Genomic DNA, 26,920 nt, shown 5'->3' with positions numbered 1-26,920 from the left:
CGCACCGGGGCGGGGAGCCCGTGGGGACGGGGGGTGGCCCTCACGAGGCCTTTCGTGTGCGGGCCGGGGAGGTGAGGGCGCTGTGGTTCGCGTGGGCGCCAGGCGTCACTTGAGGTGCAGCTGCTGGCCCGGGAAGATGAGGTCGGCGTCCTCGACGATGTCCTTGTTCAGCTGGAACAGCTTTTCCCAGCCGCCCTTGACGCCCTGCTTCTCGGCGATGGAGCTGAGGGTGTCGCCGGTGGCGACCTTGTACTCGCCGTCGCCCTTCTTGACCTTCTTGCCGGTCGGGGTGGTGACGGTCTTGCTCGCGGACGCGGCCGGACGCTCGGCGGAGCGCGAGGCGGCCGGACGCTCGGCGGAGCGGGAGGCGGCCTGCTGGTCGGTGGAGCGGGTGGTGGTGCTGCCGCTCGACGAGGGGGTCGTCGGGGCGGAGCCGTTGTAGGGGGTGCTCGACAGGCCCGTGCCGCAGACCGGCCAGGCGCCCTTGCCCTGGGCGGCGAGGACCTTCTCGGCGACGGCGATCTGCTGCGCCTTGGAGGCCTTGTCGGCGGTGCCGGCGTACTGCGTGCCGCCGTACGCGGCCCAGGTGGAGGCGGAGAACTGCAGACCGCCGTAGTAGCCGTTGCCGGTGTTGATGGACCAGTTGCCGCCGGACTCGCACTGGGCGACCGCGTCCCACTGGGAGGCGGTGGCGGCGGAGGCGTTGCCGGCCGCCATCAGCGGGGCGGCGACGGCGGCGCCGGTGACACCGGCGAGAGCGATGGCGCGGGTGGCCTTGGACGGACGACGGTGCTTGCCCTTGCCGGAAAACAGCATGGATCGATCCCCTCACCGACGCCTGCGAGGTGAGCTGTCGGGTTCGGGCCGGTTGAGTTGCCCGGCCGCACTCCCGCTTGCGCGAGGTGCGGCTCCACCCCTAGCCGGTGCCAGCTCAACTGCTGGTTCCGGCGCTTACCTTGGGTCCCCCGCTCCTGCCTACGGCGCTTGACGCGACGACTGTTCCCGGGCAACCGCTGGCAGGATTCGGCGTTGCGGCTGCCGGGGCTCGTGGTGACGAGCGGTCCCGACCGTAGACAGGCGATCGGCGCAATTTCAAAGACGATCAGGGCTTCTGAGACTCATCCCACACTTTCGCCAAATCGGACATCAGCCGCGAATCGGGGCGCCAACTCCCGCTACTCGCCGCCCGTTTCGGCACCGACGTCCAGGGTCTGACCGGCGGTGATGCTGCTCGGGTCGGCGCCGATGGCCTTCTTGTTCTGGGCGTAGAGCGCGCGCCATCCGCCGTCGACCTCAAGGGAGTCGGCGATGGAGGCGAGCGAGTCGCCCTCGCGCACGGTGTAGGTGCCCGATTCACGGGAGGCGTGGCGGCCGGACGACGCGGCGTTCTGACCGTTTGTCACGCCTTCGTCCGCACTGTCCCCCCGGTGGCGTCCGCCGCCGGTGAGGGCGCCGGTGTCGACCAGGCTCCAGGAACCGGCGCTCTGCTGGGGATTGTCCTGGTTGGGCACGCTAGGGGTAACGGTGGGCGCGCTGCCGCTTCCCTGCGGGTTTCCGGTGTCGGGCGAGGCGGACTTGTCGGACTTGGGGGCTTTGGTTCCGGTGGAGCCGGCGTCCGCACCGGGGTCCGTGGTGGCGTCCGCGCCCTTGCTCGCACCGGAGGACGGCGTACCGGCCGAACCGGTGGAGGAGCCCGAGCCGGGATGAGAACCGGAGGGGGAGGGGGAACCGGGGCCGGAGGACGACGACGAATCCGGCAGACCGGACGAGTCGGAGTTGTCGGCCGATCCGGGCGAGTCGCTCGAACCGCCGGTGTCACCGGAGCCGCCGACCCCCGTGTCGACGTCCAGGGAGCCGGAGTTCGACGTCAGGCCCGACAGCAGGGCGCAGGTGGCCCACGGGGTGGTGCCCCGGTCGGCGAGGATCTTCTCGGCGACGGCGATCTGCTGCGAACGGCTGGCCTGGTCGGCGCTGTCGGCGTACTGACCGCCGCCGTACTCGTCCCAGTCGTCCTGCGAGATCTGCAGGCCGCCGTAGTACCCGTTGCCGGTGTTCGCGCTCCAGGAACCGCCGCTCTCGCACTCGGCCACCTTGTCCCACGTGGTGCCGTCGGCCGCGTTGGCGCTCGCGGCGCCGAGCAGGGGGATGGCGATGGCCGAGCCGGTCACTCCGGCCGCGACGAGGAGGGCCGGAGCCTGACGGGGGCGACGGTGACGACCGTTCCCGGAGAGCATGCGGAAGCCTTTCGTGCGACAGCAGGACCGGCGCGGCGGATGGAGCCTGTCGCCGCGCTGATGGGTGAACGTATCGGCAGACGATCACTTGTCACAAGTTCATGCCGCGCAGATCACGTGAAGATCACAGAGTTGAGCGCCTGTCATGTTTGCGGTTTCACGACCCCGTCGGGTACCGGAGTGAACTCCACGGGCAGGGTGCGCAGGCCGCGCATGATGAGTCCGCCGCGCCGGCGCAGCTCCGCCGGGTCCACGGCGAGCCGCAGGTCGGGCAGGCGGGTGAGCAGGGTGGCGAGCGCGGTCTGTCCCTCCAGCCGGGCGAGCGGCGCGCCGAGGCAGTAGTGGATGCCGTGGCCGTAGCCGAGGTGCTGGTTGTCGCGGCGGGCGAGGTCCAGCACGTCCGGGTCGGCGAACCGCTCCGGGTCCCGGTCGGCGGCGGCGAGCACGACGAGCACCGGGTCGCCCGGCGTGATGTCCTGCCCGCCGATGGTGAGCGGTTCGGTGGCGAACCGCCAGGTGGCCAGCTCCACCGGCCCGTCGAAACGGAGCAGTTCCTCCACGCCGGTCGCCAGCAGGCCCGTGTCCCCCCTCGCCAGGGACTCCTGCAGCCGGTGGCGCTGCTCGGGGTGGGTGAGCAGGGCGTAGGTGCCGTTGCCGATGAGGTTGACGGTCGTCTCGAAGCCGGCGAACAGCAGGATGAAGGCCATGGCGGCGGCCTCGTTCTCGGTGAGGTGTTCACCGTGGTCGGAGGCGCGGATGAGGGCGGAGATGAGGTCCTCGCCGGGCGTGGGCTCGGCGGGCAGTGCCTCGCGCTTCTTGTGGATCAGTTCGGCCAGGTAGCCGCGCATCTTCTTCACCGACCGGGCTACCCCGCCCCGGGGCCCTCCGCCGTGCCGGATCATCATGCCCGCCCAGTCGCGGAAGTCGTCCTGGTCCTCGCGGGGGACGCCGAGCATGTCGCAGATGGCGTAGATGGGCAGCGGGAAGGCGAACTCGTGGATGAGGTCGGCGGAGCCTCCTCGCGCGAACCGGTCGATGAGGTGGTCGGTCAGCTCCTGCACGCGCGGCGCGAACTCGGCGACGCGACGGGGGGTGAACGCCTTGCTGACGAGCCTGCGCAGCCGGGTGTGGTCCGGCGGGTCGATGTTCAGCAGATGCGTCATCAGCTCGGCCTTGCGCTCGCCGGGGATGCCGGTCTTGCCCTTGGCGTGCGCGGGCTCGTCGTGATGGGCCGGGTTCTTGCTCAGCCGCTGGTCGGCCAGGGCCTGTTTGGCATCGGCGTACCGAGTGACCAGCCAGGCCTCCACCCCGCTGGGCAACCGCGTCCGGTGCACGGGCGCGTGCTCGCGCAGCCAGGCGTAGGCGGGGTAGGGGTCGGCTGCGAACTCCCAGGTGAAGAGGTCGGGCGCGGAGTCCGGGGCGGTCGGGCGGTGGGGCTGGTCGGTCACCCCTCGACGGTATCCGGCCGCACCCGGCCGGACCTTGGCGGGCATGGCCGGCGGCCGCGGGCCGCGGTGGGCGGGCCGCGGTGGGCCGTGCTAGCCCTTCCCCCGCTCCGGTGCCGTTCCCTCCGTCGCCCGTATCGCGTCCCGGTACACCCGGGCCGCCGCCCGCAGAGCCGCTTCCGGATCGATGCCGGCCGCCTCGGCGCGTACCGCCAGGGCGAGCAGTTCGTAGCCGACGCCCTCCCCCTGCGGCAACGGCACGTCCAGGTCCGCCGTGCGGGCGCGGGACGCGAGCTTGGCGGCGAGGGCGAGGCCGGGCTGGCCGAGGGGGACGCCCTCCGTGACCGAGGTGCGCCGCTTCTCCTCGGCCTTGGTGCGCAGCCAGTGCGCCTTGACGTCCTCCGGGGTCTCGGCCTCCTCGTCGCCGAACACGTGCGGGTGGCGGTGGATGAGCTTGGCGACGATGCCGCCGGCCACGTCGTCGATGGAGAACGGCGTGTCCGGGTCCTCCTCGGCGATGCGGGAGTGGAAGACGACCTGGAGGAGGACGTCGCCCAGTTCCTCGCGCAGTTCCTCGCGGTCGCCGGCCTCGATCGCCTCGACCAGTTCGTACGCCTCCTCGATGCCGTACTTGGCCAGACCCTGGTGGGTCTGCCGGGAGGACCACGGGCATTCGGCGCGGATGCGGTCCATGACCTGGACGAGGTCCAGGAGGCGGGCGCCGGGCAGGTCGTAGGAGGCGGGCAACAGCTCCAGATCCGGCATGGAGACCCGGCCGGAACCGGCCAGCCGGGCCAGGCCGTCGGTGAGCGCCGGCTCGCCCTCGCCCGTCGCCACGACCACCACCGTCCGCCCGCCGGCGCAGGCGTCGACCAGTTCCTGCGCGGTGGGGGACGCCTCCTGAACGGCTGTACCGGCCTCCCGCAGATACGGCAGCTGCGGGTGCGCGCCGTCCGCGCACAGCACGGCGTCGGCTGCGCGCAAGGCCTGCCAGGCGGGCCAGGACAGCAGGCCGGGGGCGACGCGGTGGCTGGTGGTGAGCAGGACGATGCGGCCGGGGTCGGCGGCTTCGGGGCTGGATGCGTTCACGATCCGAACGTAACCCACGGCGGCAGACAGCGGATTTTGTTGTCCACAGGGCCGAGGGGTTCGTGTGATCGTATGACCGAAGGATCCCGTCGTTCCGCTCCCCGCCGCGCCGTTCCGGCTGCCGTACCTCCCGGCCGGCAAACCGGTTGCCGGCATACCGCCCGGGCCGGCGAACCGCTCCCGCTGCCGTACCGTTCCGGCACCCGGTGGTCCAGGCGTGGTGGCTACGCCGTCAGCGGCTGGTCGCCCGCTGCCGTGACCTCGCGCACCCACGGCGTCCTGGCGTCCACCCGGCTGCTCTTCTGCACGTCCCAGGTGCCGTAGCGCGGGTTGAGGTCGACGTCGAGTTCCTCGGAGGCCTTGGACAGGGCCTTCCAGAAGGCGGGCTGGGTGGTGTCGGTGCCGAGCTTGGCCGCGAGCTTCTGCGCCTCCAGCTGGAGGCGGAGGTTGTCGTCGAGGTGTGCGGGGGCGATGCCGTACTTCTGCAGCCAGGCCGTCTCCAGCCCCTTGGCGCCGCCGGCCTGCCGCTCCAGGTCCCCGCGCATCTGCTGGATCTCCTTGCGGGTGACCGAGATGCCCTCGTCCCGCGCGGCACGGTGCAGCACCCGGTCGAGGACCATGTTGTGCAGGGTGTCACGGGTGAGGCTGCCGGTGGAGGCGACGACCTGCTGGTACTGGGTCTCGTCCGACACCGCGGCCCGCTGGGCCTTGCGGACCTCGTTGACCCGGCTCTCCAGCTGGGAGACGGTGATCCGCTGTCCTCCGACGACGGCCGCCGCGCCCGGATGCGCATCGTTTCCGCAGGCGGTGAGGGCGGGTGCCGCGGCGGCGATCGCGGCGGTGAGGACGAGCGCGGTGCGACGGCGGCGGTGCAAGGAAACCTCCAAGGGAGATTGTGCGGCGGTGCACAAAGTCTTGCGATGATCGATGGTAGGCAGTGGGCAGGCTGCGGCCAACCCATTCGACCAACGATTCGCGCGCGCTTCGGGCACCGCCGCGCCCGCCGGACGGCGTTCCGGGTCAGCCGGTGATGGCCACCGGGGCGTCCCAGGCGTCACGGTCGACGGTGAGCGTGACGCCGCCGTGCGTCTCCTTGCTGTTGACCATGTACTGGTGGCCGCGGCTGTGGCCGGTGAACTGCGTGGCGCCCCACGGCCAGTCCGCGGTGGTGGTGTTCTGCTTGTCCCACCGCGCGTACCAGAGGTTGCCCGGCAGGTCCGTCTTGTCCTTGGCGGTGGCGATGGCCTTGGCGCTGGAGCTGCTGAAGCCGTAGTACCCGGCCCGGTACGTCTTGGCGCGCAGGCCCTTGTCGAAGGCGCGTACGTACGTCAGCACGGCGTCGTTGCACGCCTTGTTCGTGATGTCGTACGCCTCCATGTCCAGGTAGATCGGGCTGCCCGCCTTCATCCCCAGCGCGGACGCCTTGGCCACGGCGTCGGCGGCGTCCTTCGCCCCCAGGGAGGCGGCGGTGGAGGCGGTCAGCTTCTCCGGGCTCGAGCCGGACTGGCAGGGCGGCTGGGCGCCCACGTAGATCGGGATGAGCTTCCAGCCGAGGGAGCTGACCGACTTCACCCAGGAGGCGGTGAGGTTGGGCTGGGCGCAGCCGCGGTTCTTGCCGCCCACGTAGACGGCGGCGGCGCCGTAGAAGCCGGTGTGCCAGGCTTTCATCGCCGACAGGGAGGGCGCGGTGCAGGTGTCGAACGCGCGGCCCGTGAAGGTCTTCTGCGGCGGCCAGCCGGTGGCGGCCATGGAGGTCTGCGCGGCGATGCCCGCCCCGGCGACGACGGCCGCGCCGGCCACCCCCCACGTGATGTATCTGCGCTTCTTGGAATGCCGATGGCCGGCCATGAACCCCACCCCTGATGTGTCGATGTCGTGCGCCGGGAGTTCATCACGATCTCCGGGCGACAGCACAATCTAGCCCCGCACCTGCCCCAGCCATTGCAGGGTGCGCCGGATCTCCACGGCCATCGGGTGGCCGGGACCGTGCAGCCGCTCCACGTCCATCACCAGCCGGGCGAGCGTGTCGTGCGCGGCCGGCCGGTCGCCGAGGGCGAGCAGCAGGTGGCCGATGCGCCTGCGGACCTCGTGCGCGAGCTGCGGGTCGCCGGAGACGTACTGGTTCTCGTAGTACGGCAGCAGCGCGCGGTACTCGGCGAGCGCGGCCGCCGGCTCGCCCAGCTGCTCCAGACAGTGCGCGGCCTCGTAGCGGAAGCGCAGGGACTGTGGGTCGGCCTGGCCGGCCTCGGCGGCGCGTTCGTCGGCGAGACGGCGCAGTTCGGGCAGCGCGCGCCGGTACTGGCCGTCGTCCATGAGCGTGGCCGCGTACTGCTTGCGCAGGGTGCGCACCACCGGGGAGTGCTCGCCGTGCTGTTCGGCGGCGGCGGGCAGGATCGTGCCGAGGATGTCGACGGCCTGGGTGATGCGGCCCTCACCCAGCAGGCGCTTGACCTCGTCCACGGCCGCGGCGACGTCGGGCTTGTCGGCCACCGGCGGTGCGGGCGCGACGGGGGCGGGCTGGGGCGCGGGCGTCCGCGCGCGATCCGGCCAGGGGGCGTGCGGGCGCAGGAAGGGGCGCGTGGGGTCCAAAGGCGCCCCGGTGGGCATCCCGCGCGCGGGCAGGAGCAGTGCCAGGTCCTCGTACACCTCCTGCGCGGACGCCGGACGGTGCTGCGGGTCCTTGGCGAGCAGCCGCAGCACGAGGGTCTCGAGCGCCTCGGGGACCTCGGGGCGGATGCGGCGCACGGGCAGCGGGGGCTCGTACAGGTGCCGGTGCAGCACCCCGAGCGCCGTGGAACCCGCGAACGGCACGTCCCCGCTGAGCAGTTCGTGCAGCAGCACGCCCAGCGCGTACAGGTCGGTGTACGGGCCGACGGCGCCGCCCATCGCCTGCTCGGGCGCCATGTAGGCGGGCGAGCCTATCGGGGAGCCGGTGTGGGTGAGGCGCGTGGTGTCGGTGTCCATGACGGAGGCCACGCCCAGGTCGAGGACGGTGACCGTGCCGTCCTGCTTCACCATCACGTTCCGCGGCTTGAGGTCGCGGTGGACGATCGGCACGGCGTGCACGGCGCTCAGCACGGCGCACAGTTGCGCGGCCACCGCGACCGCCCACTGCCACGGGTACGGGGCGTGCTCGGCGAGGTGGTCGGAGAGGTCCGCGCCGTCCACGTACTGCATGACGAGGAACAGCTCCTCGCCCTCGCTGCCCGCGTCGTGCACCGTGACCAGACCGGGGTGGTCCACCTGCGCGGTCACCCGGCACTCACGCACGAACCGGCGGCGCAGCTCGTCGGCCTCCTGGCCGGCCACCTTGTCGGGGCGCAGCAGCTTCACCGCCACGCGCCGGTCGAGCCGCCCGTCGTAGGCCGTCCAGACCTGGCCCATGCCGCCCTGCCCGATGAGCGTGGACAGTTCGTACCGGCCGGCGACGACACGTCCCGTCGCCACGGTCACCTGCCGCCCTCTTGGCTGCCGTCCTGCCGGCGCAGGTAGTCGCTGAGCTCGTCGAGTTCGGCGCGGACCTGGTCGATACGGGCGGGCGCGGGGCGCTGCGGCGGTACGGGGTGCTGCGGCGGTACGGGGTGCTGCAGCGGTACGGGGTGCTGGGGCGGAGGTGTCCCGGGCACCGGTGTCTGGTGCTGGTGCGACGGCGGCTGGGGCATGAAGGGCTGCGGCGCGGGCGGCGTGACCGCGTACGGGGACGCGGGCTGCGGATAGCCGTACGGGGTGCCCGGCACGGTCGACGCTCCGGAGGGCGCGTAACCGGCGTACTCCTGCCGCTGATTGTGCAGCCGTATGTCCGTGACCAGGAAGTACGCGCCGGCGACGGCACCCAGCAGCAGGACCACGGCGAGGGCGACGTCGCCCCTGTGGTCGCTGTCCTCCACCGAGCCGACCACGGCGAAGCACACGATGGACAGCGGCAGGCTCACCCAGGCCGCCGTCCAGTCGAACCACCGCCCGCGCAGGAAGGCCACACGGAACAGCGGCACGCAGGCGAGCAGGCCGCACGAGAGGAAACCGGCGGCGGTGAACAGCACCCGCTGGGTGATGACGGTACTCGCGCTGCGGGTGGGCGGCGGCGCGCCGTGGCCGTACATGACTGCTCCTGAACCGGTGATGCCGATGGGGACGGACGTGCGAGCGACGGGTTCGATGTCGGAGTTCGAGCGTATAGGCCGACACGGACAAGCGGTCCCGGGTTGCGCCCAACCGTTGTCGTACCGATCACTTCGCACGACCGCGCGGGTGCCGGCGGGAGCGGGCCGGACGCGGGCCCCGGCTCACCCCGGCGCACGCCGCTCACACGCCCGCCCCTCCCACGCCGCACCCCGCCCTCAGTCCGGCGCCACCGTCCCGTCGGTCAGCCCGTCGTACATCCCGCGCACGAGTTGCTCCCCGAGCCGGCTCGCGTGACGCAGGGCCCGCTCGAACTCGTCGAGTGCGCGGAAGCGCGCGCCGTAGCGCCGTTGTTCCTCCAACGGGAGCCGGGGCAACTGCAGACGGCGCACGTCCAGGCGGGTCGCGGTGGAGGCGTAGCTGCTGGCCTGCCGGTTGTTGGCGGTGCCGCGCAGGAATCCGGCGAGGAACCAGGGGTCGAGCGCCGTGCGATCGGGGCGCAGGAGCACGAGGTTGCGCCCCAGGGCGGCGCCCCCCGTCGTCTCGTCGATCACACGCGCCACCGAGCCACCGCCGAGCACCGGTACGACGACGTCGCCCGGCTCGGTCAGTACGGCCTCCTCCTCGCTCTCGGGAAGCGTGCCCGAGGGCGCCGTCCCGGCGAGGACGTCGTGGTCGGTGAGCACGGGCACGCGCACGTGTCCGCCGTTCCCGCCGGTGCGCATCACCAGTGCGCCTCCGCGCGCGAGTTCGCCGACGGTGGTCAGCGGCCAGCGCGCGGGCGGTGCGGGGTCGGCGGGGGGCGGAGTGAGGTCGGCCGTCAGACGCAGGGTCGCGCCGAGGCGCTCGCGCACCGCCGTGAGCTGCTCCGCGCCGTCGGCCATCGCCGCCGGCGGCAGATGGCGGGCGGGAGCCAGGTCCACGTCGTCGTCGAGGAGTTCGATGACCGGCACGGAACGGGCGAGCCCCGGCCGCTCGTCCAGCCGCCCCACGCGCGTGAAGGCACGCCAGGCGTCCAGGACGGCGTCCCGTACCGCCTCCCAGTCCGGGCCGCCCCGTCCCTCCCCGGCGAACCTCCCGGTGTCCACGAGCAGCACCTCGGGAGACGCCGGGGTCCGGTCGGGCCGGCGCAGCACCCACACGTGCAGCGGGATGTTGTACGGCGGCGCCGCCCCGACCGGCAGCGCGACCACGGCCCGCAGCGCGCCCCGGCGCAGGAGGTCGGCGCGGATACGGCGCCCGGAGCGGCGCGAGGCGGCGGCCGGCGGCATGAGCAGCACGGCGGTCCCGCCGTCGGCCAGCCGGGCCAGCGCGTGCTGCACCCAGGCCAGTTCGGACTCGGTGCGCGCCGGGAAGCCGTACTCCCAGCGGGGGTCGTAGGCCAGTTCGTCGTGGCCCCAGTTGCGCTCGTTGAACGGCGGGTGGCACAGGACCGCGTCCGCGCGCAGCTCCGGGTAGGCGTCGGCGCGCAGGGTGTCGCCGACGGCACCGCGCACAGTGGCCCGGGAATGCAGCGCCAGCCGCAGTGCGGCGAGCGCGGCGAGGTCGGAGGCGCTGTCCTGGGCGTACAGCTCCTGGCCGGGGCGGACGTCGACGGCGCGCAACAGGGCGCCGGTACCGCAGGCCGGGTCCAGCACGCTGCGGGCGGGGCCGGCGAGGTCGGCCATGAGACCGGCGAGTTCGGCCGGGGTGAGCGTGTACTGGCGGGGGTTGGCGTCCAGGTGCCGGCCCAGCAGGAATTCGAACACCTGCCGCGCCCCCGCCTCGGCGGCCAGCTCGGCGGCGCCGCGCAGGAGGGGGGCGGAAGGGAGGAGTTGGGGGCCGGTGGGGGTCCGCAGGGTGGAGGTGGTTGGGGGGTGGGGGGTGCCTGGGGTGTGGGCGGTGCTTGGCGTGCTGGGGGTGCGGTGTCCGGTGACAGCACCGGCGGGAGCGCGGTGGTCGGCTTGCGCGCTGTGGTCGGCTTGCGCGCTGTGGTCGGCGTGGGCGGCGTGAGCGCCGTGGGTGGTCGGCGCGTCGTGGGCCGCAGATGGGTTGTGAGCGTCGGGTGTGCTGTGAACGGCTGGTGGCGTGTTCACAGCGTGCGACGCCGGTGGTGCGTTCACAGGGTCCGGCGTCGGTGACGGGTTCACACCCGGGGCTGCTGGTGCCGCGTTCACAGCGGAGGTGTGCGGCGCACTGTTCACACCCTGTGCGTCGTGCGGGGCGTTCACAGCCGCCGCGGTGTCCGCGGACCGGCCGCCGTGAACCGCGCGGCCGGGCGCCCCGCCGAAGCGCGGGATCAGCACCTGCTCCAGCGCGCCGGGGAGCATCGCGGCGAGTCGCGCGTCGGAGCCGGCGCTCACGTCGAGCCAGACGGTGGGGCGTTCGTGGATCAGCAGCAGCGCGCACCCGGCGTGCACCAGGGCCGTCAGCGGGCCCTCGGGATGGCCGGCGAGCTGCTGCCAGACGCGTTCGCGCAGCGGGACCTCGGCGAGTTTGCCCTGCTTGCGGAGCCACGCCTCCACCTCGGCGAGCGCGAAGGACGGACTGGTCTCGGTGCCGCCGACCGGCTTGGGGAAGTCGGCGTGCCTGCGGCGCCAGTTGCTGACGGCGGCTCGGCCCACTCCGGCGAGCCGCGCGATACCGGCCGCGGTCACCTCTGTCGCGTTGTCCTGCACCGGCCCCGCTCCCCTCGTCCCGTGTGTGCACCGAGCATACCGGCGCACACAAGAGCCCTTCATTCACGGCCGTGTACACAGCATTGCTTGTGAACCGTGTTGACTCGGTTCACAGGCTCTGCTCTTATTGACCCAGCGAACGAGCGGCCACCGGAGGGGGCGGCCGCCGCTTTGGGAGGGGATTCGCCATGGGTATGAAGGCCAAGGTCGCGCTCGGCGCCGTCGTGGGGATCGTCGTCATCGGTGCCGTGTCCGCGAACGCCGGCAGCGATGACAAGGACGGCGGCTCGAAGGGCGGCGGCAAGGACTCCTCGGCTTCCGCCGAGCACAAGTCCGGTGGCAAGGACTCGGGGGACGCGCAGGCGGCCGAGAAGAAGAAGGCCGCCTTCGCCGGCGACGGCGAGTACCAGGTCGGCTCCGACGTGAAGCCGGGTACGTACCGCACGACCGGCAACACCGACGACATGTGCTACTGGGAGCGCGCCAAGGACGCCAAGGGCGAGATGGACTCGCTGCTGGCCAATGACAACGTCAGCGGCACCAGTTACGTGACCATCAAGGCCACCGACAAACTGTTCAAGTCCAGCGGCTGCGAGGACTGGGAGGCCGTCGACCCGAAGGCGAAGGGCACGCCCGCCTCCTCCATGGACGGCGACGGGGGCATGTTCAAGGTCGGCACGGACATCGCGCCGGGCACCTACAGGTCCACCGGGAACGCCGACGACTCCTGCTACTGGGAGCGCACCAAGGACGCCGCGCACGGCCTGAACTCGATCATCGCCAACAACAACGTGACCGGCAGCGCGGTCGTCACCATCAGCCCGACGGACGCCTACTTCAAGACGACCGGCTGCGGTGACTGGAAGAAGGCCTGACCCGGTGCCGGGCGCCGTACGGCTCGCCGTACATACTTCCCTGTTTCAACGAACTGTCTGAAGGACTGTCATGCGTCTCTCGTCCCGTGTCGCCACCCTGCTCGCCGTGGCGGCACTTCCCCTGGCCCTGTCCGCCTGCTCCACCGGGTCCTCCGATGGCTCCTCCCACAGCGGCGCGAGCGCCAAGCCGGCCAAGGCGAAGAACCCCGACGCCGGCCTGCTCACCGGTACGCAGCTCAAGCAGGTGCTGGCACCCGCGTCGGCCTTCCCGGCCGGGTTCACCCACCAGGCCGACGGCTCCTCGGACAGCGGGGACAAGTTCCTCTCCCCGTCCGGCAGGAAGACCGCGAAGCCGGACTGCACCAGGCTGGAGGGCACGGCCTGGATCCAGGTGACCGGTTTCGAGGGGGGCGTGTCCTTCGCGCAGGACGACTACGCGAACCAGGACAACACCGAGGAAGTGGCCCAGGAGATCGACGCGTTCCGGGGGACCACTGCGAAGACGGTGATGAAGCAGCTGCAGTCCGTCGCCACCGAGTGCGCCACCTTCACGGACACGGACGCGCACGCCAGGGTGAAGGTCACGGGCCGGTCCACGGCCGGGCTCGGCGACGAGGCGTTCACGATGACGCTGACGAGCGGCGCCTGGGAGAACGGCACCACGCTGATCGCGGCCCGTTCCGGCAACACCGTGGTCACCGTGCTCTCCACGGCCGGCAGTGACGACGGTGCCGCGACCGCGAAGAAGGTGACGACGCGGGTCCTGAAGTCCCTGAAGGGCAAGTCGGCCGCGTGAGACGCGAGGCGGCCGGCTCCGCCTGATCGCTGTGACCTGACGCCGGGCCCGGCCCGCGTCAGGTCACAGCGGGTGGCGCATCCATACGTTGGGCTCGACGTAGACGGCGTACCCGCGCTCCGGTTCGCAGTGGACCGGGACCAGCGCGCCGGGCACCTCTATGTCGCCGGCGGTGTCGAAGGGCAGCCCGGTCCAGCGGCGCCACTCCTCCAGCGAGGCACCCACGGTCATGGAGGCCGGGGCGATCGAGTCGATGGTGGCGCCGGCCCGGGCGTGGACGCGCAGCCACGGGTCCTCGGGCAGTCCGTCGGGGCGCACCCGGTGGGCGTACTCGGTGATCGGGGTGTGCGGTTCGCGGTGCTTGGCGTTGGGGCGGACGGGGGCGACGACCTCCCGGAAGCCGCGGGCGCGGGCGTTGTCCCGCATCGCCGTGAGCAGGACGGCGGACAGGCCGTTGCCCTGGGCGTGCGGGGCAATGGTGACGGAGATCGCGCTGACTGTGTCCGGGCGGGTGCCGCGGCGCAGATCGGCGAAGGCCCAGAGCAGGACCTGGTCCCAGCCGCGCGTGGGCAGGGTGCGCCGGCCGTCGACGTCGAGGGCGAAGGGCACGCTGAAGGCGTGGGCGACGATCTCGCCGTTGCCGTCCTCGGCGAACAGCGCGTAGTGCGGCAGTTCGGTGGGGATGCGGCCGTAGTGGGCGGTGCCCACGGGGTCGTTGGTCACGAACTCGGGCCAGGTGTCGGCCATCTGCAGTACCGCCGGCAGCCGGTCGGGCCGTTCGGCGACGCTGCTCACCTTGACGTCCATGCGGGTCACGGTAGGCGGCGGGCACCGCGCTCGGGTAGTGGATTGCGCGTGTCGGGTCAGTGGGCCCGGAAGCGCTCCGGTGCCTTGGTCGGGTTGCCGCCCGAGGGGAGTTTCTGGTCCGGGCAGGTGGCGAGGACCTTCTTCATGGCGGCCTTCTCGGCGGCGGTGACCCACAGGCCGTACTTCTTCTTCACCGCCACCTGCGCGGCGACATAGGTGCAGCGGTAGGACGTACGGGGCGGGAGCCAGGTGGCCGCGTCGCCGTCTCCCTTGCCGCGGTTGGTGCGCGCGTCGACGGCGATGAGGTTGAGGGGGTCGTTGGCCAGGGCTATGCGTTTGCCGGGGTCCCAGTACTTGGCGCCCTTCTGCCAGGCGTCCGAGAGGGCGACGACATGGTCGATGTCGACCTGGCTGCGCCCGCGCCGGTAGGTGATGTCCTTGCCGGAGTACGGGTCCGGGTCGAGGCGGCCGGAGGAGACCTTGCAGGTGCCGCCGGTGAACTTCACCTGCCGCAGATCGCGTTTGAGTATGTCGTCGCGGGTGTCGCAGGAGTTGGAGTCGGTGTCCGCCCAGGCCGTACCGAACCGGGCGCGGGAGTAACCGGTCTTGGGCGCACGTCCCTTGACGGTCAGTGAGTCGGCGGCGGCGAGGGCCGCGCCCCCGTTCCCGGTGTCCTCCGGTCCGGCGGCTCCGCCGGCCTGCTCGGACCGGCAGCCGGCCACGGCGACCAGCACGGCCACGGCGGCGACCGCCCCGCCCCTCAGACGCGTCACGATGCGTCCCCCTTGCTCGCCCAGGTCCGCCCTCGGGTGCGGGCGGATCGTTCCGTCCCACGGTAACCGCCCTTCCGTTCCCACCAGATGGGACCCGAAGGGGTGATAAAGGGGCAAGACGGGCCGACTTGAGTCACTCGGTGCTGTACGGGGGGAGCACGGTCGGCGGGTTCGTGCGCCCGCTCACACCTCGCCTGTGCCGAGGGTGGGGTACGGGGGCAGCAGTCCGCGGGGGGCCGGCGACGGTCCTGGTGGAACGATGCGCTGGGCGACCGTGCCGCGGCAGCCGCCGGCAGCCGCGTTCGAAGATGATCAGCCCCGCCTGCCCGCAGCGCCGCCTGCTCTGTAGCCCGCCTGCTCTAGGGCAACCTGCTCGTAGGGCCCACCTGCTCGCGGTGGCGCAGGGCGCGGGGCGGGCGCGGTGGCGCCCCGGCTGTCCGAGCCGGTTCACCGATCCGAACGCGCGCCCCGTCCCGTACCGGACTTCCTACGACCCCAGGATCGAGGCGAGGAACTCTCCCACCCAGCCCAGCAGTTCGCGGCCGACCAGCGGCTTGCCGCCGACCTTCGCGGTCTTCGGGCGCGGGACCAGCACCTGGTGCGCGGCCGGCTTGATGACCGTGCCCGGGTACAGCCGCTTGAGCCGCAGTTCCTGCGACTCGCGCAGCTCCACCGGTGCGAAGCGGATGTTGGTGCCCTGCAGCACGATCTCGCCGACGCCGCACGCGCGCGCCAGCATCCGGAGCCCGGCCACCAGCAGCAGGTTCTCCACCGGTTCGGGCAGCTTGCCGTAGCGGTCGGTGAGTTCCTCGCGGACGGCCTTGATGTCCTCCTCGGTGTTGGCGGAGGCGATGGCCCGGTAGGCCTGCAGGCGCAGCCGCTCGCCGGGCGCGTAGTCGTGCGGGACGTGCGCGTCGACGGGCAGTTCGATCTTGACCTCGAGCGGCGGCTCCTCCTCGATCTCGCCGGTCTCCAGCTGGCGCCGGTAGTCCGCGACCGCCTCGCCGACCATGCGGACGTACAGGTCGAAGCCGACGCCCGCGATGTGGCCGGACTGCTCGCCGCCGAGCAGGTTTCCGGCGCCGCGGATCTCCAGGTCCTTCATCGCCACGTACATGCCGGCGCCCATCTCCGTGTGCTGGGCGATGGTCGCCAGGCGCTCGTGCGCGGTCTCGGTGAGCGGCTTCTCCGGGGGGTAGAGGAAGTAGGCGTAGCCGCGCTCCCTGCCTCGGCCGACGCGGCCGCGCAGCTGGTGCAGCTGGGACAGGCCGAAGGTGTCGCCGCGCTCCACGATCAGCGTGTTCGCGTTGGAGATGTCGATGCCGGACTCCACGATCGTGGTCGACACCAGCACGTCGAACCTCTTCTCCCAGAAGTCGACCACGACCTGTTCCAGGGCCGCCTCGGACATCTGGCCGTGGGCGGTGGCGATGCGCGCCTCGGGGACGATCTCGCGCAGCCGGGCCGCCGCGCGGTCGATGGACTCGACGCGGTTGTGGATGTAGAAGACCTGGCCCTCGCGCAGCAGTTCGCGGCGGATGGCGGCGCCGATCTGCCTCTCCTCGTACGGCCCGACGAAGGTGAGCACCGGGTGCCGCTCCTCCGGGGGCGTGGTGATCGTGGACATCTCGCGGATGCCGGTGACCGCCATCTCCAGGGTGCGCGGGATCGGGGTCGCGGACATGGTGAGCACGTCGACGTTGGCGCGGAGCTTCTTCAGCTGCTCCTTGTGCTCGACGCCGAAGCGCTGCTCCTCGTCGACGATGACCAGGCCCAGGTCCTTGAACTTGGTCTCGGAGGAGAACAGGCGGTGGGTGCCGATGACGACGTCCACCGCGCCGTCCTTCAGGCCCTCCAGGACGGATTTGGCCTCGGTGTCCGTCTGGAACCGGGAGAGCGCCTTCACGTTCACCGGGAACTGCCCGTACCGCTCGGAGAACGTCCCGAAGTGCTGCTGCACCAGCAGGGTCGTCGGGACGAGGACGGCGACCTGCTTGCCGTCCTGTACGGCCTTGAAGGCGGCCCGTACGGCGATCTCGGTCTTGCCGTAGCCGACGTCGCCGCAGATCAGGCGGTCCATGGGGACGGACTTCTCCATGTCCTCCTTGACCTCGGCGATGGTGGTGAGCTGGTCGGGGGTCTCGGCGTACGGGAAGGCGTCCTCCAGCTCGCGCTGCCAGGGCGTGTCGGAGCCGAAGGCGTGGCCGGGGGCGGCCATGCGCGCGCTGTAGAGCTTGATCAGGTCGGCGGCGATCTCCTTGACGGCCTTCTTCGCGCGGGCCTTGGTCTTGGTCCAGTCGGCGCCGCCGAGCCGGTGCAGGGTGGGTGCCTCGCCTCCGACGTACTTGGTGATCTGCTCCAGCTGGTCGGTCGGGATATAGAGCCGGTCGCCGGGCTGGCCGCGTTTGGCGGGCGCGTACTCCACGACCAGGTACTCGCGCGTGGCGCCCTGCACGGTGCGCTGCACCATCTCGATGTAGCGGCCGACGCCGTGCTGCTCGTGGACGATGTAGTCGCCCGCCTCCAGGCTGAGGGGGTCGATGGTCTTGCGGCGGCGGGCCGGCATACGGGCGCCGTCGCGGCCGGCGGTGCGCTGGCCGGACAGGTCGGTCTCGGTGAGGACGGCGAGCTTGAGCGCCGGGTCCACGAAGCCGTACTCGATCGAGCCGCAGGAGACGTGCACCACGGAGGGGCTCAGTTCGCCGAGGTCGCCGTCCAGGCGGGCCGCGATGCCCTCGCCGCCGAGCACCTCCACCGTGCGGGCGGCCGGGCCGTGGCCCTCGGTGACGAACACCGCGCGCCAGCCGTCGGCCAGCCAGCCCTTGGTGTCGGCGAGGGCCCGGGCGGTGTCGCCGCGGTAGGTCTCGGGCGCGTGCATGCCGAGCTTGAGGGTGTCGGCGTCCAGGGTCTCGTCGGCGGCGAACGGGGACACCGACCACCACATCATGTCCAGCTCGCGCGCGTGGTCGCGGACGTCGGCGATGGACCACAGCGAGGCCGCGCCCACGTCGATGGGGGCCTCGCCGCCGCCCGCCGTGGCCGCCCAGGATGCCTGGAGGAACTCCTGGCTCGTGGTGACGAGGTCGGCGGCGCGGGTGCGGACCCGCTCCGGGTCGCAGACGACGGTCATGGCGCCCTTGGGCAGCACGTCGAGCAGCAGCTCCATGTCGTCCACGAGGACCGGCGCCAGGGACTCCATGCCCTCCACGGCGATGCCCTCGGCGATCTTGCCGAGGAGTTCGCCCAGCTCGGGGTGGTCCTCGGCGAGGGCACGCGCGCGTGCGCGCACGTCGTCGGTGAGCAGCAGCTCGCGGCACGGCGGCGCCCACAGACCGTGTTCGGCGACTTCGAGGGAGCGCTGGTCGGCGACCTTGAAGTAGCGGATCTCCTCGACGTCGTCGCCCCAGAACTCGATGCGCAGCGGGTGTTCCTCGGTGGGCGGGAACACGTCCAGGATGCCGCCGCGCACGGCGAACTCGCCGCGCTTCTCGACCAGTTCCACGCGCGCGTAGGCGGCGGCCGCGAGGGCTTCCACGACCTCGTTCAGATCGGCGCTCTGACCCGTCCGCAGGGACACAGGCTCCAGGTCGCCCAGTCCCTTGACCTGGGGCTGGAGCACGGAGCGCACGGGCGCGACGACGACGGAGACCGGGCCGGTCTCGGGGTCGTCGGGGCGGGGGTGGGCGAGGCGCCGCAGGACGGCGAGGCGGCGGCCGACGGTGTCGCTGCGGGGGCTGAGCCGCTCGTGCGGGAGGGTCTCCCAGGAGGGGTACTCCACGACGCCGTGCGCGGGCAGCAGGGAGCGCAGGGCCGCCGCGAGGTCCTCGGCCTCGCGGCCGGTCGCCGTCACCGCGAGCACCGGGCGGCCGGCCTCGCGGGCCAGGGCGGCGACCGCGAAGGGGCGGGCCGCCGGGGGGCCGACGAGGTCGACGTGCATGCGGTTGCCGTCCGCGGCCGCCGTGATCGCTTCCGCGAGGGCGGGGTCCTTGACGACGGCGTCGAGCAGACCGTGCAGGCTCATGTGGGCTTTTCCGTCCAGGGGTGGGCAACGCAAGCAGCCCGGTGCGGGGGGCAGCCGGGGGTGTCCAGCCTACGACGCTGCCGCCGTGGGCGTCGGGGGCTGTGGACAACTCCGGTCGGCCGCCCACGGGGCTCCCCCGCACCCGCACCCCGGCCGCTGCCTGCGCCGGCCGGCTCGGGTCGTCGACGGGGCGAGCGCAGAGAGCCCGGTGCCGGAGAGTCCCTCTGGACTCCCCGGCACCGGGCTCTCCCCCGCAACCCCCGTATGCGGTGGCCGGAATGTGCGGCTGGCTAGTCCGTCGCGATGGCGTTCAGTACGTTCATCCGGCCTGCCCGGAACGCGGGGATCAGCGCGGCGAACAGGCCCACGAAGGCCGAGCCGATGAAGACCGCGATGATCGTCGGCCAGGGGATGTCCAGGACGTTCAGGCCTTCCAGCGCGAGGAGCTTCTGGGCGGTCGCGCCCCAGCCCATGCCGAGGCCGAGGCCCAGCAGGGCGCCGAAGACGGCGATCACCACGGACTCCAGGCGGATCATGCGGCGCAGCTGGCGGCGGGAGAGGCCGATGGCCCGCATGAGACCGATCTCCCGGGTCCGCTCGACCACCGACAGCGCCAGGGTGTTCACCACACCGAGGACCGCGACGATGATCGCGAGGGCGAGCAGGCCGTAGATCATGTTCAGCAGCTGGCCGATCTGGTCCTTCAGCGCCTGCTTGTAGTCGGTCTGGTCGCGCACGGTCAGGGACGGGTCGTCGCGCAGCGCCGACTTCAGCGCCTTGTAGGCGGCGGCCTCCTGCCCGTCCTCGGCGGCGGCGAACACCAGCTGGTCGAGGGGCATCCGCCCGGCCGGCACGTACTTCGCGGCCGTGGCGATGGAGGCGTACATCGCGCCCTTGTCGACCACGACGTCGTCGCTGGTGATCGCGCGGACCGTCAGCTTCGCCGTCCTGCCGTCCTCGAAGTCGACCGCGACCGTGGAGCCGAGCCTGATGCCGTGCTTCTTGGCGAAGCCCTCGAACACCGACATCGAGTCGGGCCTGTAGGCGTCGGCGAGGTTGCCGGCGACGGTCTTGGTGTGCAGGTCCTGCGCGTAGGTCGGGTCGGCCGCGTTGATGGTCTCCTTCTTGGAGACGCGGCCGTCCGGCGTGGTCAGGGACGCGTCCAGGAGCTTGTACTCGGTGACCCGCTCCAGGCCCGGCGTGTCCTTGATCTTCTCCACCATCTGCGGCTTGATCAGGTCGTACTCCTGGTCGCCCTGGATGATGAAGTCCGTGCCCACCGTCTTGTCGAGCTGGTCGGTGGCGGAGGCCACCATGGAGGAGCCGACCACCGACAGGCAGGCCACCAGGGCCAGGCCGATCATCAGGGCGGCGCCGGTGGCGCCGGTGCGGCGCGGGTTGCGCAGCGCGTTGCGCTCGGCCATCCGGCCCACGGGTCCGAAGATCCGCAGGATGACCGCGCCGAGGACGCGGACCAGTCCGCCGGCGAGCAGCGGGCCGATGACCACGAAGCCGATCAGGGTGAGCACCACGCCCACGCCCAGCCAGCCCGAGCCGGTCTTGGCCTTGTCGGCGGTGGCGGCGACGTACAGGCTCCAGCCGCCGCCGGCGGTGAGGAGCAGGCCGAGGACGGCCCGGACGGCACCGGCCTTGGCGTCGGCCGGGGCGCCCGCGTCGCGCAGAGCGGCCATCGGGGAGACCTTGCCTGCGCGCCGGGCGGGCAGGTAGGCGGCGAGGACGGTGACGACCACGCCGAGCAGCAGACCGAGCGCGGGGGTGGTCCAGGAGACGGTCAGGTCGTCGGTGGACAGGTGCATGCCCATCTGGCCCATGAGCTTCATCAGACCGATCGCGATGCCGACGCCTGCGCCCACGCCGAGCACGGAGCCGAGCACGCCGAGCAGCAGCGCCTCGACCAGCACGGACCGGTTGACCTGCTTGCGGGACGAGCCGATGGCGCGCAGCAGGCCGATCTCGCGGGTGCGCTGGGCGACCAGCATGGAGAAGGTGTTGATGATCAGGAAGATGCCGACCAGGAAGGCGATCCCGGCGAAGCCGAGCATCGCGTACTTCATGACGTTCAGGAAGCTCTGGACTTCCTTCTGGTTGGCGTCGGCGACCTCTTTGGCGGTCTGCACCTTGTAGTCGTGCCCGAGGGCGGTGGTGACGTTCTTCTTCAGCTGCGCGTCGGTCACGCCCTGGGCGGCGGTGACGTTGACGTTGGTGTAGACGCCGGTGCGCCCGACCAGGGTCCGCTGGGCGGTCTTCGTGTCCAGGTAGAAGATCGCCGCGCCGGGGTTGGTGACCTTGAAGGCGGCGACGCCGGACACGCGCGCGTGGTGCGTACCCACGACGGAGATCATGCCGATCTCGTCGCCCAGCTTCAGGCCGTGCTTGTCGGCGGTGTCGGCGTCGACCATCACCTGGTCCGGGCCCTTGGGCGCGGTACCGGAGGTGATCTCCATGGTGCGGGCGTCGTTGCCGTTCCAGCTGCCGACGATGGTGGGCGCACCACTGCTCGGCGACAGCTTGTCCCGGTCGGCGTCGACGACGGTCACCGAGGTGGAGAACACCGTGCCCTCGGCCGACTTCACGCCCCGGGCCGCGCGGACCTCACCGAGGACGGAGGCCGGCACGACCGGTGGCTTGCCGGTGCGGGAGGTGGTCTGGCCGGTGTCGGAGGAGCCCTCGGCGCTGACCGTCACGTCCGAGGCGGTCGCCTGGAACAGCTTGTCGAAGGTGGTGTTCATCGTGTCGGTGAACACCAGGGTGCCGCACACGAACGCCACCGACAGCAGCACCGCGACCGCCGAAAGCGCCATGCGGCCCTTGTGCGCGAAGAAGTTGCGCATCGAGGTCTTCAGGACGGTCATGACGTGCGCCCCCGGGCGTCGAAGTCCTTCATGCGGTCCAGGACCTGCTCGGCCGTCGGCTGGTGCATCTCGTCGACGATCCGGCCGTCGGCGAGGTAGAGCACACGGTCGGCGTAGGAGGCGGCCACGGGGTCGTGGGTGACCATCACGATGGTCTGGCCGAGTTCGTCCACCGAGCGGCGCAGGAAGCCCAGCACCTCGGCTCCGGCGCGCGAGTCGAGGTTTCCGGTCGGCTCGTCCCCGAAGATGATCTCCGGGCGGGCGGCGAGTGCGCGGGCCACGGCGACGCGCTGCTGCTGGCCGCCGGAGAGCTGGGTCGGCCGGTGCTTGAGCCGTCCGGCGAGCCCGACGGTCTCCACGACCCGGTCCAGCCAGGCCCGGTCCGGCTTGCGGCCGGCGATGTCCATGGGCAGCGTGATGTTCTCGATCGCGTTCAGCGTCGGCAGCAGGTTGAACGCCTGGAAGATGAACCCGATCCGGTCCCGGCGCAGCTGGGTGAGCTTCTTGTCCTTCAGGCCGGTGATCTCGGTCTCGTCCAGGTGGATCTGACCGCTCGTCACGGTGTCGAGTCCGGCGAGGCAGTGCATCAGGGTGGACTTGCCGGACCCCGAGGGGCCCATGATCGCGGTGAACCGGCCGCGGGCGATGTCCACGTCGACATGGTCCAGGGCGACGACACGGGTCTCCCCGGACCCGTACGCCTTCACGACCTGCCGCGCCCGTGCGGCAACGGCCGTACGCCCTCCAGTGCCCCCGTGCCTGGGAATGGTCACAGCCGATGTCACGGTATATCTCCTATGTCGGTCAGCAAGTCGGTCGGTGCGCCCCGGCGGGCCGGTGCGTTCGTTCGGGTACGTCGATGAGTCTCGCGGCGGGAGGGGGTGCCGCGCGCTGGTGCGGAGCCCCCTCTTGTGCGGGGGAAAACCCCACCCCCGCCGGTTCCGTCAGCCGCCCCCGGCGGCGTGAAGCCAGGTTAAGGACGGCACCGGGTCCGTCTCGTCCTCCGGCGGTACGAACCCTCCCCGAGCCGTAGTACGGAGGAACCCCTAGGGGTCCTCCACCGACGGGTGGAGTCCTTCTCGGGGCCGGCTCCCCCCTTCGGCCCGGACAGGTTCCACCCTCCCGTCACGTCAGGGTCAAGTGGGAAGCTGTGCCGGCGGACACAGGTGCAAGGGGCACGGGAGGGGATCCGGTGGGGAGTACGACACCCGCGATACGCAACGGCGCCGGCACGGAGCAGGGCACCCGCCGCAGAGGCGCGGTCGTCGCCGCACTGATGCTGGCGATGGCCCTGGCGGCGCTCGACTCCACCGTCGTCTCCACCGCCGTACCGCAGATCGTCGGCGATCTCGGTGGGTTCTCCGTCTTCTCCTGGCTGTTCTCCGGCTATCTGCTCGCCGTGACGGTCACGCTCCCCGTGTACGGCAAGCTGTCCGACACCTTCGGCCGCAAGCCGGTGCTGGTGGTCGGCGCGGCGGTGTTCCTGCTGGGTTCGCTGCTGTGCGCGGTGGCCTGGAACATGGGGGCGCTGATCGCGTTCCGGATCGTGCAGGGACTGGGCGGCGGGGCGTTGCAGGGCACCGTGCAGACGCTCGCCGCCGATCTGTACCCGCTGGCGGAGCGGCCGAAGATCCAGTCCAAGCTGTCCACGGTGTGGGCGGTGTCGGCGGTCGCCGGACCGGGGCTCGGCGGAGTGCTCGCCACCTACGCCGACTGGCGCTGGATCTTCCTGGTCAACCTGCCGATCGGCGCCGCCGCGCTGTGGCTGATCGTCCGTCACCTGCACGAGCCCGAGCGGGAGGCCCCCGCCCGCGCGCGCGTGGACTGGCCCGGCGCGCTGGCGGTGTTCGCGTGCGGCGGGGTGCTGCTGACCGCGCTGGTGCAGGGCGGGGTCGCGTGGCCGTGGCTGTCCGCGCCGTCGCTGGCGCTGTTCGGTACAGGCCTGGCGCTGGCCGCCGTCGTGGTGGGGGTGGAGCGGCGGGCGGCCGAGCCGATCATCCCGGGGTGGGTGTGGCGGCGCCGGACGATCGCGGCCGTCAATCTCGCGCTCGGCGCGCTGGGGCTGCTGATGGTGGCGCCGGCGGTGTTCCTGCCGACGTACGCCCAGTCGGTGCTCGGCCTCGCGCCGGTGGCCGCCGGATTCGTGCTGTCGGTGTGGACGCTCAGCTGGCCGCTGTCGGCGGCGCTCAGCCAGCACGTCTACCGGCGCATCGGCTTCCGGGACACCGCGCTGCTCGGCATCGGGCTGGCGGCGCTGATCCTGTGCGCGTTCCCGTTCCTGCCGTATCCGGGGTCGTGGTGGCAGCCGACACTGCTGATGCTGCTGCTGGGCGGAGCGCTGGGGCTGTTCCAGCTGCCGCTGATCGTGGGGGTGCAGTCCACGGTGGGCTGGGCGGAGCGGGGCACCACGACCGCGTCCGTCCTCTTCTGCCGGCAGACCGGGCAGACCATGGGCGCGTCCCTGTTCGGCGCCGTCGCCAACGGCGTGCTGGCCGCGCGGCTGGGCGGGGCCGGCGATCTGGACTCCGTCACGGGCGCGCTGGACGCCGGTACGGCCCCGGAGGCGACGCGGCGGGCAATCGCCGAGGCGGTGCACGCGGTGTACCTCGGCGCGGCCGGCGCGGCGGCGCTGGCCTTCCTGGTGCTGCTGCTGGTGGCGCCGCGCAGGTTCCCGGTGCGCGACGAGTGAGCGTCCCCTCGGTCCTTCCCAGCGCCGCCGGCCACGTCCCCCGGACCTCCCCAGAACGCGCCGACCGCCGCACACGGGCCCGCACACACGCGTGAACGCCCCCTCGGGCCCTGCCCACATACGCCGACCACGGCACACGGACCCGTACACGCGTGTGAACGCCCCCTCGAACCCTCCCCACAACGCCGACCACGGCACACGAACCCGCACGCGCGCGTGAGCGCGTCGGGACGCTGTCCGGAGGGCACGGCCGGAGGCTCCGGATTCGGCCGGTCCTCGTTCGCCGACGCGGGGGACAGCCCGGCTCCGCAGGTGTTTCCGCGCAGCAAGCGCATACCGACTGGCCAGTTTGGGGAAAACGCCGCGCGGCCCGGACTCCGCGAGTAGCGTGCGTGGCTCCGCTCCCCCTCCCTGCGGTCCGCCGCCACGGACCCGAGCCGCGCAAGGAGCCCCGGGATGTCCTACGACCCGCCGCCCCCGTCGTACACCTACCCCTGGCAGCCCGCCCCGCCCGAACCGCCCCGCCCCGCCCACCGGCCGCCCCGCGAACCCCTCGGCCACCACAGCGACCTGCGCGTGCTGCGCAGCGCGTACCGCTGGCAGCGGCGTACCGCCACGCTCACCGCGCTCGGCTACTTCACGCTGTTCCTGATCCTGTCCGCGTGCGCGCCCGGCGTCATGACGAGCACGGTCGCCGACGGCATCCCCGCCGGCCTGCTGCTCGCCCTCCTGCAACTCCCCGTCACCTGGCTCGCGATCGCCCTGTACGAGCACACCGCGCGCCGGCACGTCGACCCGCTCGCGGACCGCATCCGCAAGGAGGCCGAACTCAACGCGCGGCGAGGAGCGGTGCGATGACCAGCGCCGCGGGTGACCCCGCCGCCCCGGGCTCCACCGGCTTCAGCGACTCCGCCCAGGCCATGTCCCTGGTCGCCTTCTCCACCGTCGCCACGGTGATCCTGCTGCTGTGCGTCATGACCGGCCCCGACCGCGACGACCTCGACGAGTTCTACACCGGCTACGGCTCCCTGTCCCCGCTGCGCAACGGCCTCGCCATCGCCGGCGACTACATCTCCGCGGCCACCGTCCTCGGCACCGGCGGAGTGATCGCCCTGTGCGGGTACGACGGGGTCGTCCTCGCCCTCAGTACGACGCTGTCGCTGATGCTGCTGATGTTCCTGCTGGCCGAACCCCTGCGCAACGCGGGCCGGTTCACCATGGGCGACGCGCTGGCCCGCCGGCTGCCGGGCCGCTGTGTGCGCATCACGGCGTGCGCGGTCACGATCGCCGCGCTGCTGCCGCTGATGCTGGTCCAACTCGCCGGAACCGGCCAGCTGATGGCCTTCCTCCTGGGCTTCAGCAACGAGTCCCTGAAGACCGGATGCCTCGTGGGGGTCGGCGCCCTGATGATCGCCTACGCGGCGATCGGCGGCATGAAGGGCACCGCGCTCATCCAGATCCTGAAGATCGTGATGCTGGTCGGATCGGGCGCCGTCGTCGCCCTGCTGATCCTGCGCCGCTTCGACTGGGATCCGGGCGCCCTGTTCACCACGGCGTCACGGCAGAGCGGGGCCGGGCCCGCCTTCCTGCGCTCCGGACTGGAGTTCGGCACCGGAACCAGGTCCCGCGTCGACATGATCGCCTCGCAGCTGACCGTGGTGCTCGGCGGCGCCTGCCTGCCGCACATCACCATGCGCATGTACACCGCCTCCAGCGCCCGCCAGGTGCGCCGCTCGATGTCCTGGGCGGTGTCGATCGTCGCCCTGTTCGTGCTCGTCATCACGGTGGTGGGCTTCGGCGCCACGGCACTGGTCGGCCGTGCGGTGATCGCCGCGGCCGATCCGCAGGGCAACACGGCGTACCTGCTGGGCTCCCGGGCGGCGTTCGGTGCCGACGTGTCGACGGCGGACACCTTCCTGTTCACCATGGTCACCACCGCGATCTTCCTGACCCTGCTCGCCTCGGTGGCCGGGATGATCCTCGCCTGCGCCAACTCCCTGGCCCACGACGTCTTCGCGGCCCGCGTCCAGGAGATGCCGGCCCGCCGCGAGATGGCCCTGGCCCGCCTCTCGGCGCTCGCCATAGGCGTCCCGACCATCCTGCTGGCCACCCTGGTGCAGCACCACAGCCTGCAGCCCCTGGTGACGCTCTCCTTCTCCCTGGGCGCCTCGGCCCTCGCCCCGGCCCTGGTCTACGGCCTGTTCTGGCGCCGCTACACCCGCAGCGGACTGCTGGGCACGCTCATCGGTGGCTCGCTGACCGTGCTGCTGCTCATGCCGGGCACCAACCTCGTCTCCGGCTCGCCGGTCTCGGCCTTCCCGCACGCCGACTTCAACTGGTTCCCGTTCACCACGACCGGCATCGTCTCCGTCCCGGCCGGCTTCTTCTTCGGCTGGCTGGGCACGGTGGTGTCGGGCCGCGCGAAGGCGGAGCAGCAGCGGCGCCAGTACGAGGCCGTGGAGGGCTGGATCCTGGCGGGAGCGGTGCGCAAGTGACGCGGCCGCCGGGCCTGCGGGCACCGGGCACGACCGGGCCCGCCGGG

19 protein-coding genes and 1 riboswitch are annotated in these 26,920 nt (G+C 72.1%); of the genes, 5 read left to right on the top strand and 14 right to left on the bottom strand.

From position 1 onward, the window contains the following. Positions 1-105: 105 nt before the first annotated feature. The 9 genes from ACGFRF_RS12915 to ACGFRF_RS12875 all read right to left on the bottom strand — a co-directional run bounded on the left by ACGFRF_RS12915 (position 106) and on the right by ACGFRF_RS12875 (position 11,544). On the bottom strand, positions 106-816 hold the full coding sequence (locus tag ACGFRF_RS12915) for a transglycosylase family protein (protein WP_393739074.1): 711 nt from the start codon (positions 814-816) through the stop codon (positions 106-108). Between the two features lie 4 nt (positions 817-820). Then, a riboswitch (cyclic di-AMP (ydaO/yuaA leader) is annotated at positions 821-993 on the bottom strand. Between the two features lie 182 nt (positions 994-1,175). Next, complete coding sequence (locus ACGFRF_RS12910) at positions 1,176-2,234, bottom strand: transglycosylase family protein (protein ID WP_393739072.1); 1,059 nt, start codon at positions 2,232-2,234, stop codon at positions 1,176-1,178. A gap of 143 nt (positions 2,235-2,377) precedes the next feature. Then, the gene (locus ACGFRF_RS12905; protein ID WP_393739070.1) at positions 2,378-3,682 is read right to left on the bottom strand and encodes a cytochrome P450; all 1,305 of its coding nucleotides are present in this window, start codon (positions 3,680-3,682) and stop codon (positions 2,378-2,380) included. 90 nt (positions 3,683-3,772) lie between these two features. Next, positions 3,773-4,768, bottom strand: coding sequence for a nucleoside triphosphate pyrophosphohydrolase (locus ACGFRF_RS12900; RefSeq protein ID WP_393739068.1), 996 nt, complete (start codon positions 4,766-4,768; stop codon positions 3,773-3,775). 224 nt (positions 4,769-4,992) lie between these two features. After that, on the bottom strand, positions 4,993-5,643 hold the full coding sequence (locus tag ACGFRF_RS12895; RefSeq protein WP_393739066.1) for a SurA N-terminal domain-containing protein: 651 nt from the start codon (positions 5,641-5,643) through the stop codon (positions 4,993-4,995). 145 nt (positions 5,644-5,788) lie between these two features. Then, a complete protein-coding gene (locus ACGFRF_RS12890) occupies positions 5,789-6,616 on the bottom strand; it encodes a glycoside hydrolase domain-containing protein (protein WP_393739065.1) in 828 nt (275 codons plus the stop codon). Positions 6,617-6,685: 69 nt separating this feature from the next. Beyond that, positions 6,686-8,179, bottom strand: a complete 1,494-nt coding sequence (locus ACGFRF_RS12885) for a protein kinase (protein ID WP_393739367.1) — start codon at positions 8,177-8,179, stop codon at positions 6,686-6,688. A gap of 38 nt (positions 8,180-8,217) precedes the next feature. Continuing rightward, the gene (locus ACGFRF_RS12880) at positions 8,218-8,868 is read right to left on the bottom strand and encodes a hypothetical protein (protein WP_393739063.1); all 651 of its coding nucleotides are present in this window, start codon (positions 8,866-8,868) and stop codon (positions 8,218-8,220) included. 237 nt (positions 8,869-9,105) lie between these two features. Next, positions 9,106-11,544 (bottom strand): N-6 DNA methylase, encoded by a 2,439-nt coding sequence (locus ACGFRF_RS12875; RefSeq protein WP_393739061.1) that lies wholly within the window; start codon positions 11,542-11,544, stop codon positions 9,106-9,108. Positions 11,545-11,732: 188 nt separating this feature from the next. Here ACGFRF_RS12875 and ACGFRF_RS12870 point away from each other — a divergent pair, with 188 nt between their 5' ends. Together ACGFRF_RS12870 and ACGFRF_RS12865 are read left to right on the top strand one after the other, a co-directional pair. Continuing rightward, positions 11,733-12,419, top strand: a complete 687-nt coding sequence (locus ACGFRF_RS12870; protein WP_393739059.1) for a hypothetical protein — start codon at positions 11,733-11,735, stop codon at positions 12,417-12,419. 70 nt (positions 12,420-12,489) lie between these two features. Further along, on the top strand, positions 12,490-13,215 hold the full coding sequence (locus ACGFRF_RS12865; protein ID WP_393739057.1) for a hypothetical protein: 726 nt from the start codon (positions 12,490-12,492) through the stop codon (positions 13,213-13,215). Positions 13,216-13,278: 63 nt separating this feature from the next. On the opposite strand, the gene ACGFRF_RS12860 is transcribed toward ACGFRF_RS12865, so the two are convergent. The 5 genes from ACGFRF_RS12860 to ACGFRF_RS12840 all read right to left on the bottom strand — a co-directional run bounded on the left by ACGFRF_RS12860 (position 13,279) and on the right by ACGFRF_RS12840 (position 22,474). After that, complete coding sequence (locus ACGFRF_RS12860; RefSeq protein WP_393739055.1) at positions 13,279-14,022, bottom strand: N-acetyltransferase; 744 nt, start codon at positions 14,020-14,022, stop codon at positions 13,279-13,281. A gap of 56 nt (positions 14,023-14,078) precedes the next feature. After that, a complete protein-coding gene (locus tag ACGFRF_RS12855; RefSeq protein WP_393739053.1) occupies positions 14,079-14,795 on the bottom strand; it encodes an HNH endonuclease family protein in 717 nt (238 codons plus the stop codon). A 487-nt stretch (positions 14,796-15,282) separates the two neighbouring features. After that, complete coding sequence (gene mfd, locus ACGFRF_RS12850) at positions 15,283-18,816, bottom strand: transcription-repair coupling factor (protein ID WP_393739051.1); 3,534 nt, start codon at positions 18,814-18,816, stop codon at positions 15,283-15,285. Between the two features lie 290 nt (positions 18,817-19,106). Next, complete coding sequence (locus ACGFRF_RS12845; protein WP_393739049.1) at positions 19,107-21,689, bottom strand: ABC transporter permease; 2,583 nt, start codon at positions 21,687-21,689, stop codon at positions 19,107-19,109. Next, on the bottom strand, positions 21,686-22,474 hold the full coding sequence (locus ACGFRF_RS12840) for an ABC transporter ATP-binding protein (protein WP_393739047.1): 789 nt from the start codon (positions 22,472-22,474) through the stop codon (positions 21,686-21,688). Before ACGFRF_RS12840 ends, ACGFRF_RS12845 begins: the two co-directional genes overlap by 4 nt. 407 nt (positions 22,475-22,881) lie before the next feature. Here ACGFRF_RS12840 and ACGFRF_RS12835 point away from each other — a divergent pair, with 407 nt between their 5' ends. The 3 genes from ACGFRF_RS12835 to ACGFRF_RS12825 all read left to right on the top strand — a co-directional run bounded on the left by ACGFRF_RS12835 (position 22,882) and on the right by ACGFRF_RS12825 (position 26,873). Beyond that, entirely contained in the window at positions 22,882-24,378 is a 1,497-nt protein-coding gene (locus ACGFRF_RS12835; RefSeq protein WP_393739046.1) for an MFS transporter, read from the top strand. A gap of 456 nt (positions 24,379-24,834) precedes the next feature. After that, positions 24,835-25,236: a DUF485 domain-containing protein gene (locus tag ACGFRF_RS12830; RefSeq protein WP_393739044.1), complete on the top strand. Its 402-nt coding sequence runs from the start codon at positions 24,835-24,837 to the stop codon at positions 25,234-25,236. After that, the gene (locus ACGFRF_RS12825) at positions 25,233-26,873 is read left to right on the top strand and encodes a cation acetate symporter (protein WP_393739042.1); all 1,641 of its coding nucleotides are present in this window, start codon (positions 25,233-25,235) and stop codon (positions 26,871-26,873) included. The genes ACGFRF_RS12830 and ACGFRF_RS12825 overlap by 4 nt, the downstream gene beginning before the upstream one ends. Positions 26,874-26,920: the final 47 nt, after the last annotated feature.

Source organism: Streptomyces sp. NPDC048521, from assembly GCF_043199855.1.
Taxonomy (GTDB): domain Bacteria; phylum Actinomycetota; class Actinomycetes; order Streptomycetales; family Streptomycetaceae; genus Streptomyces.
This window is presented reverse-complemented; position numbering and strand designations above follow the sequence as displayed.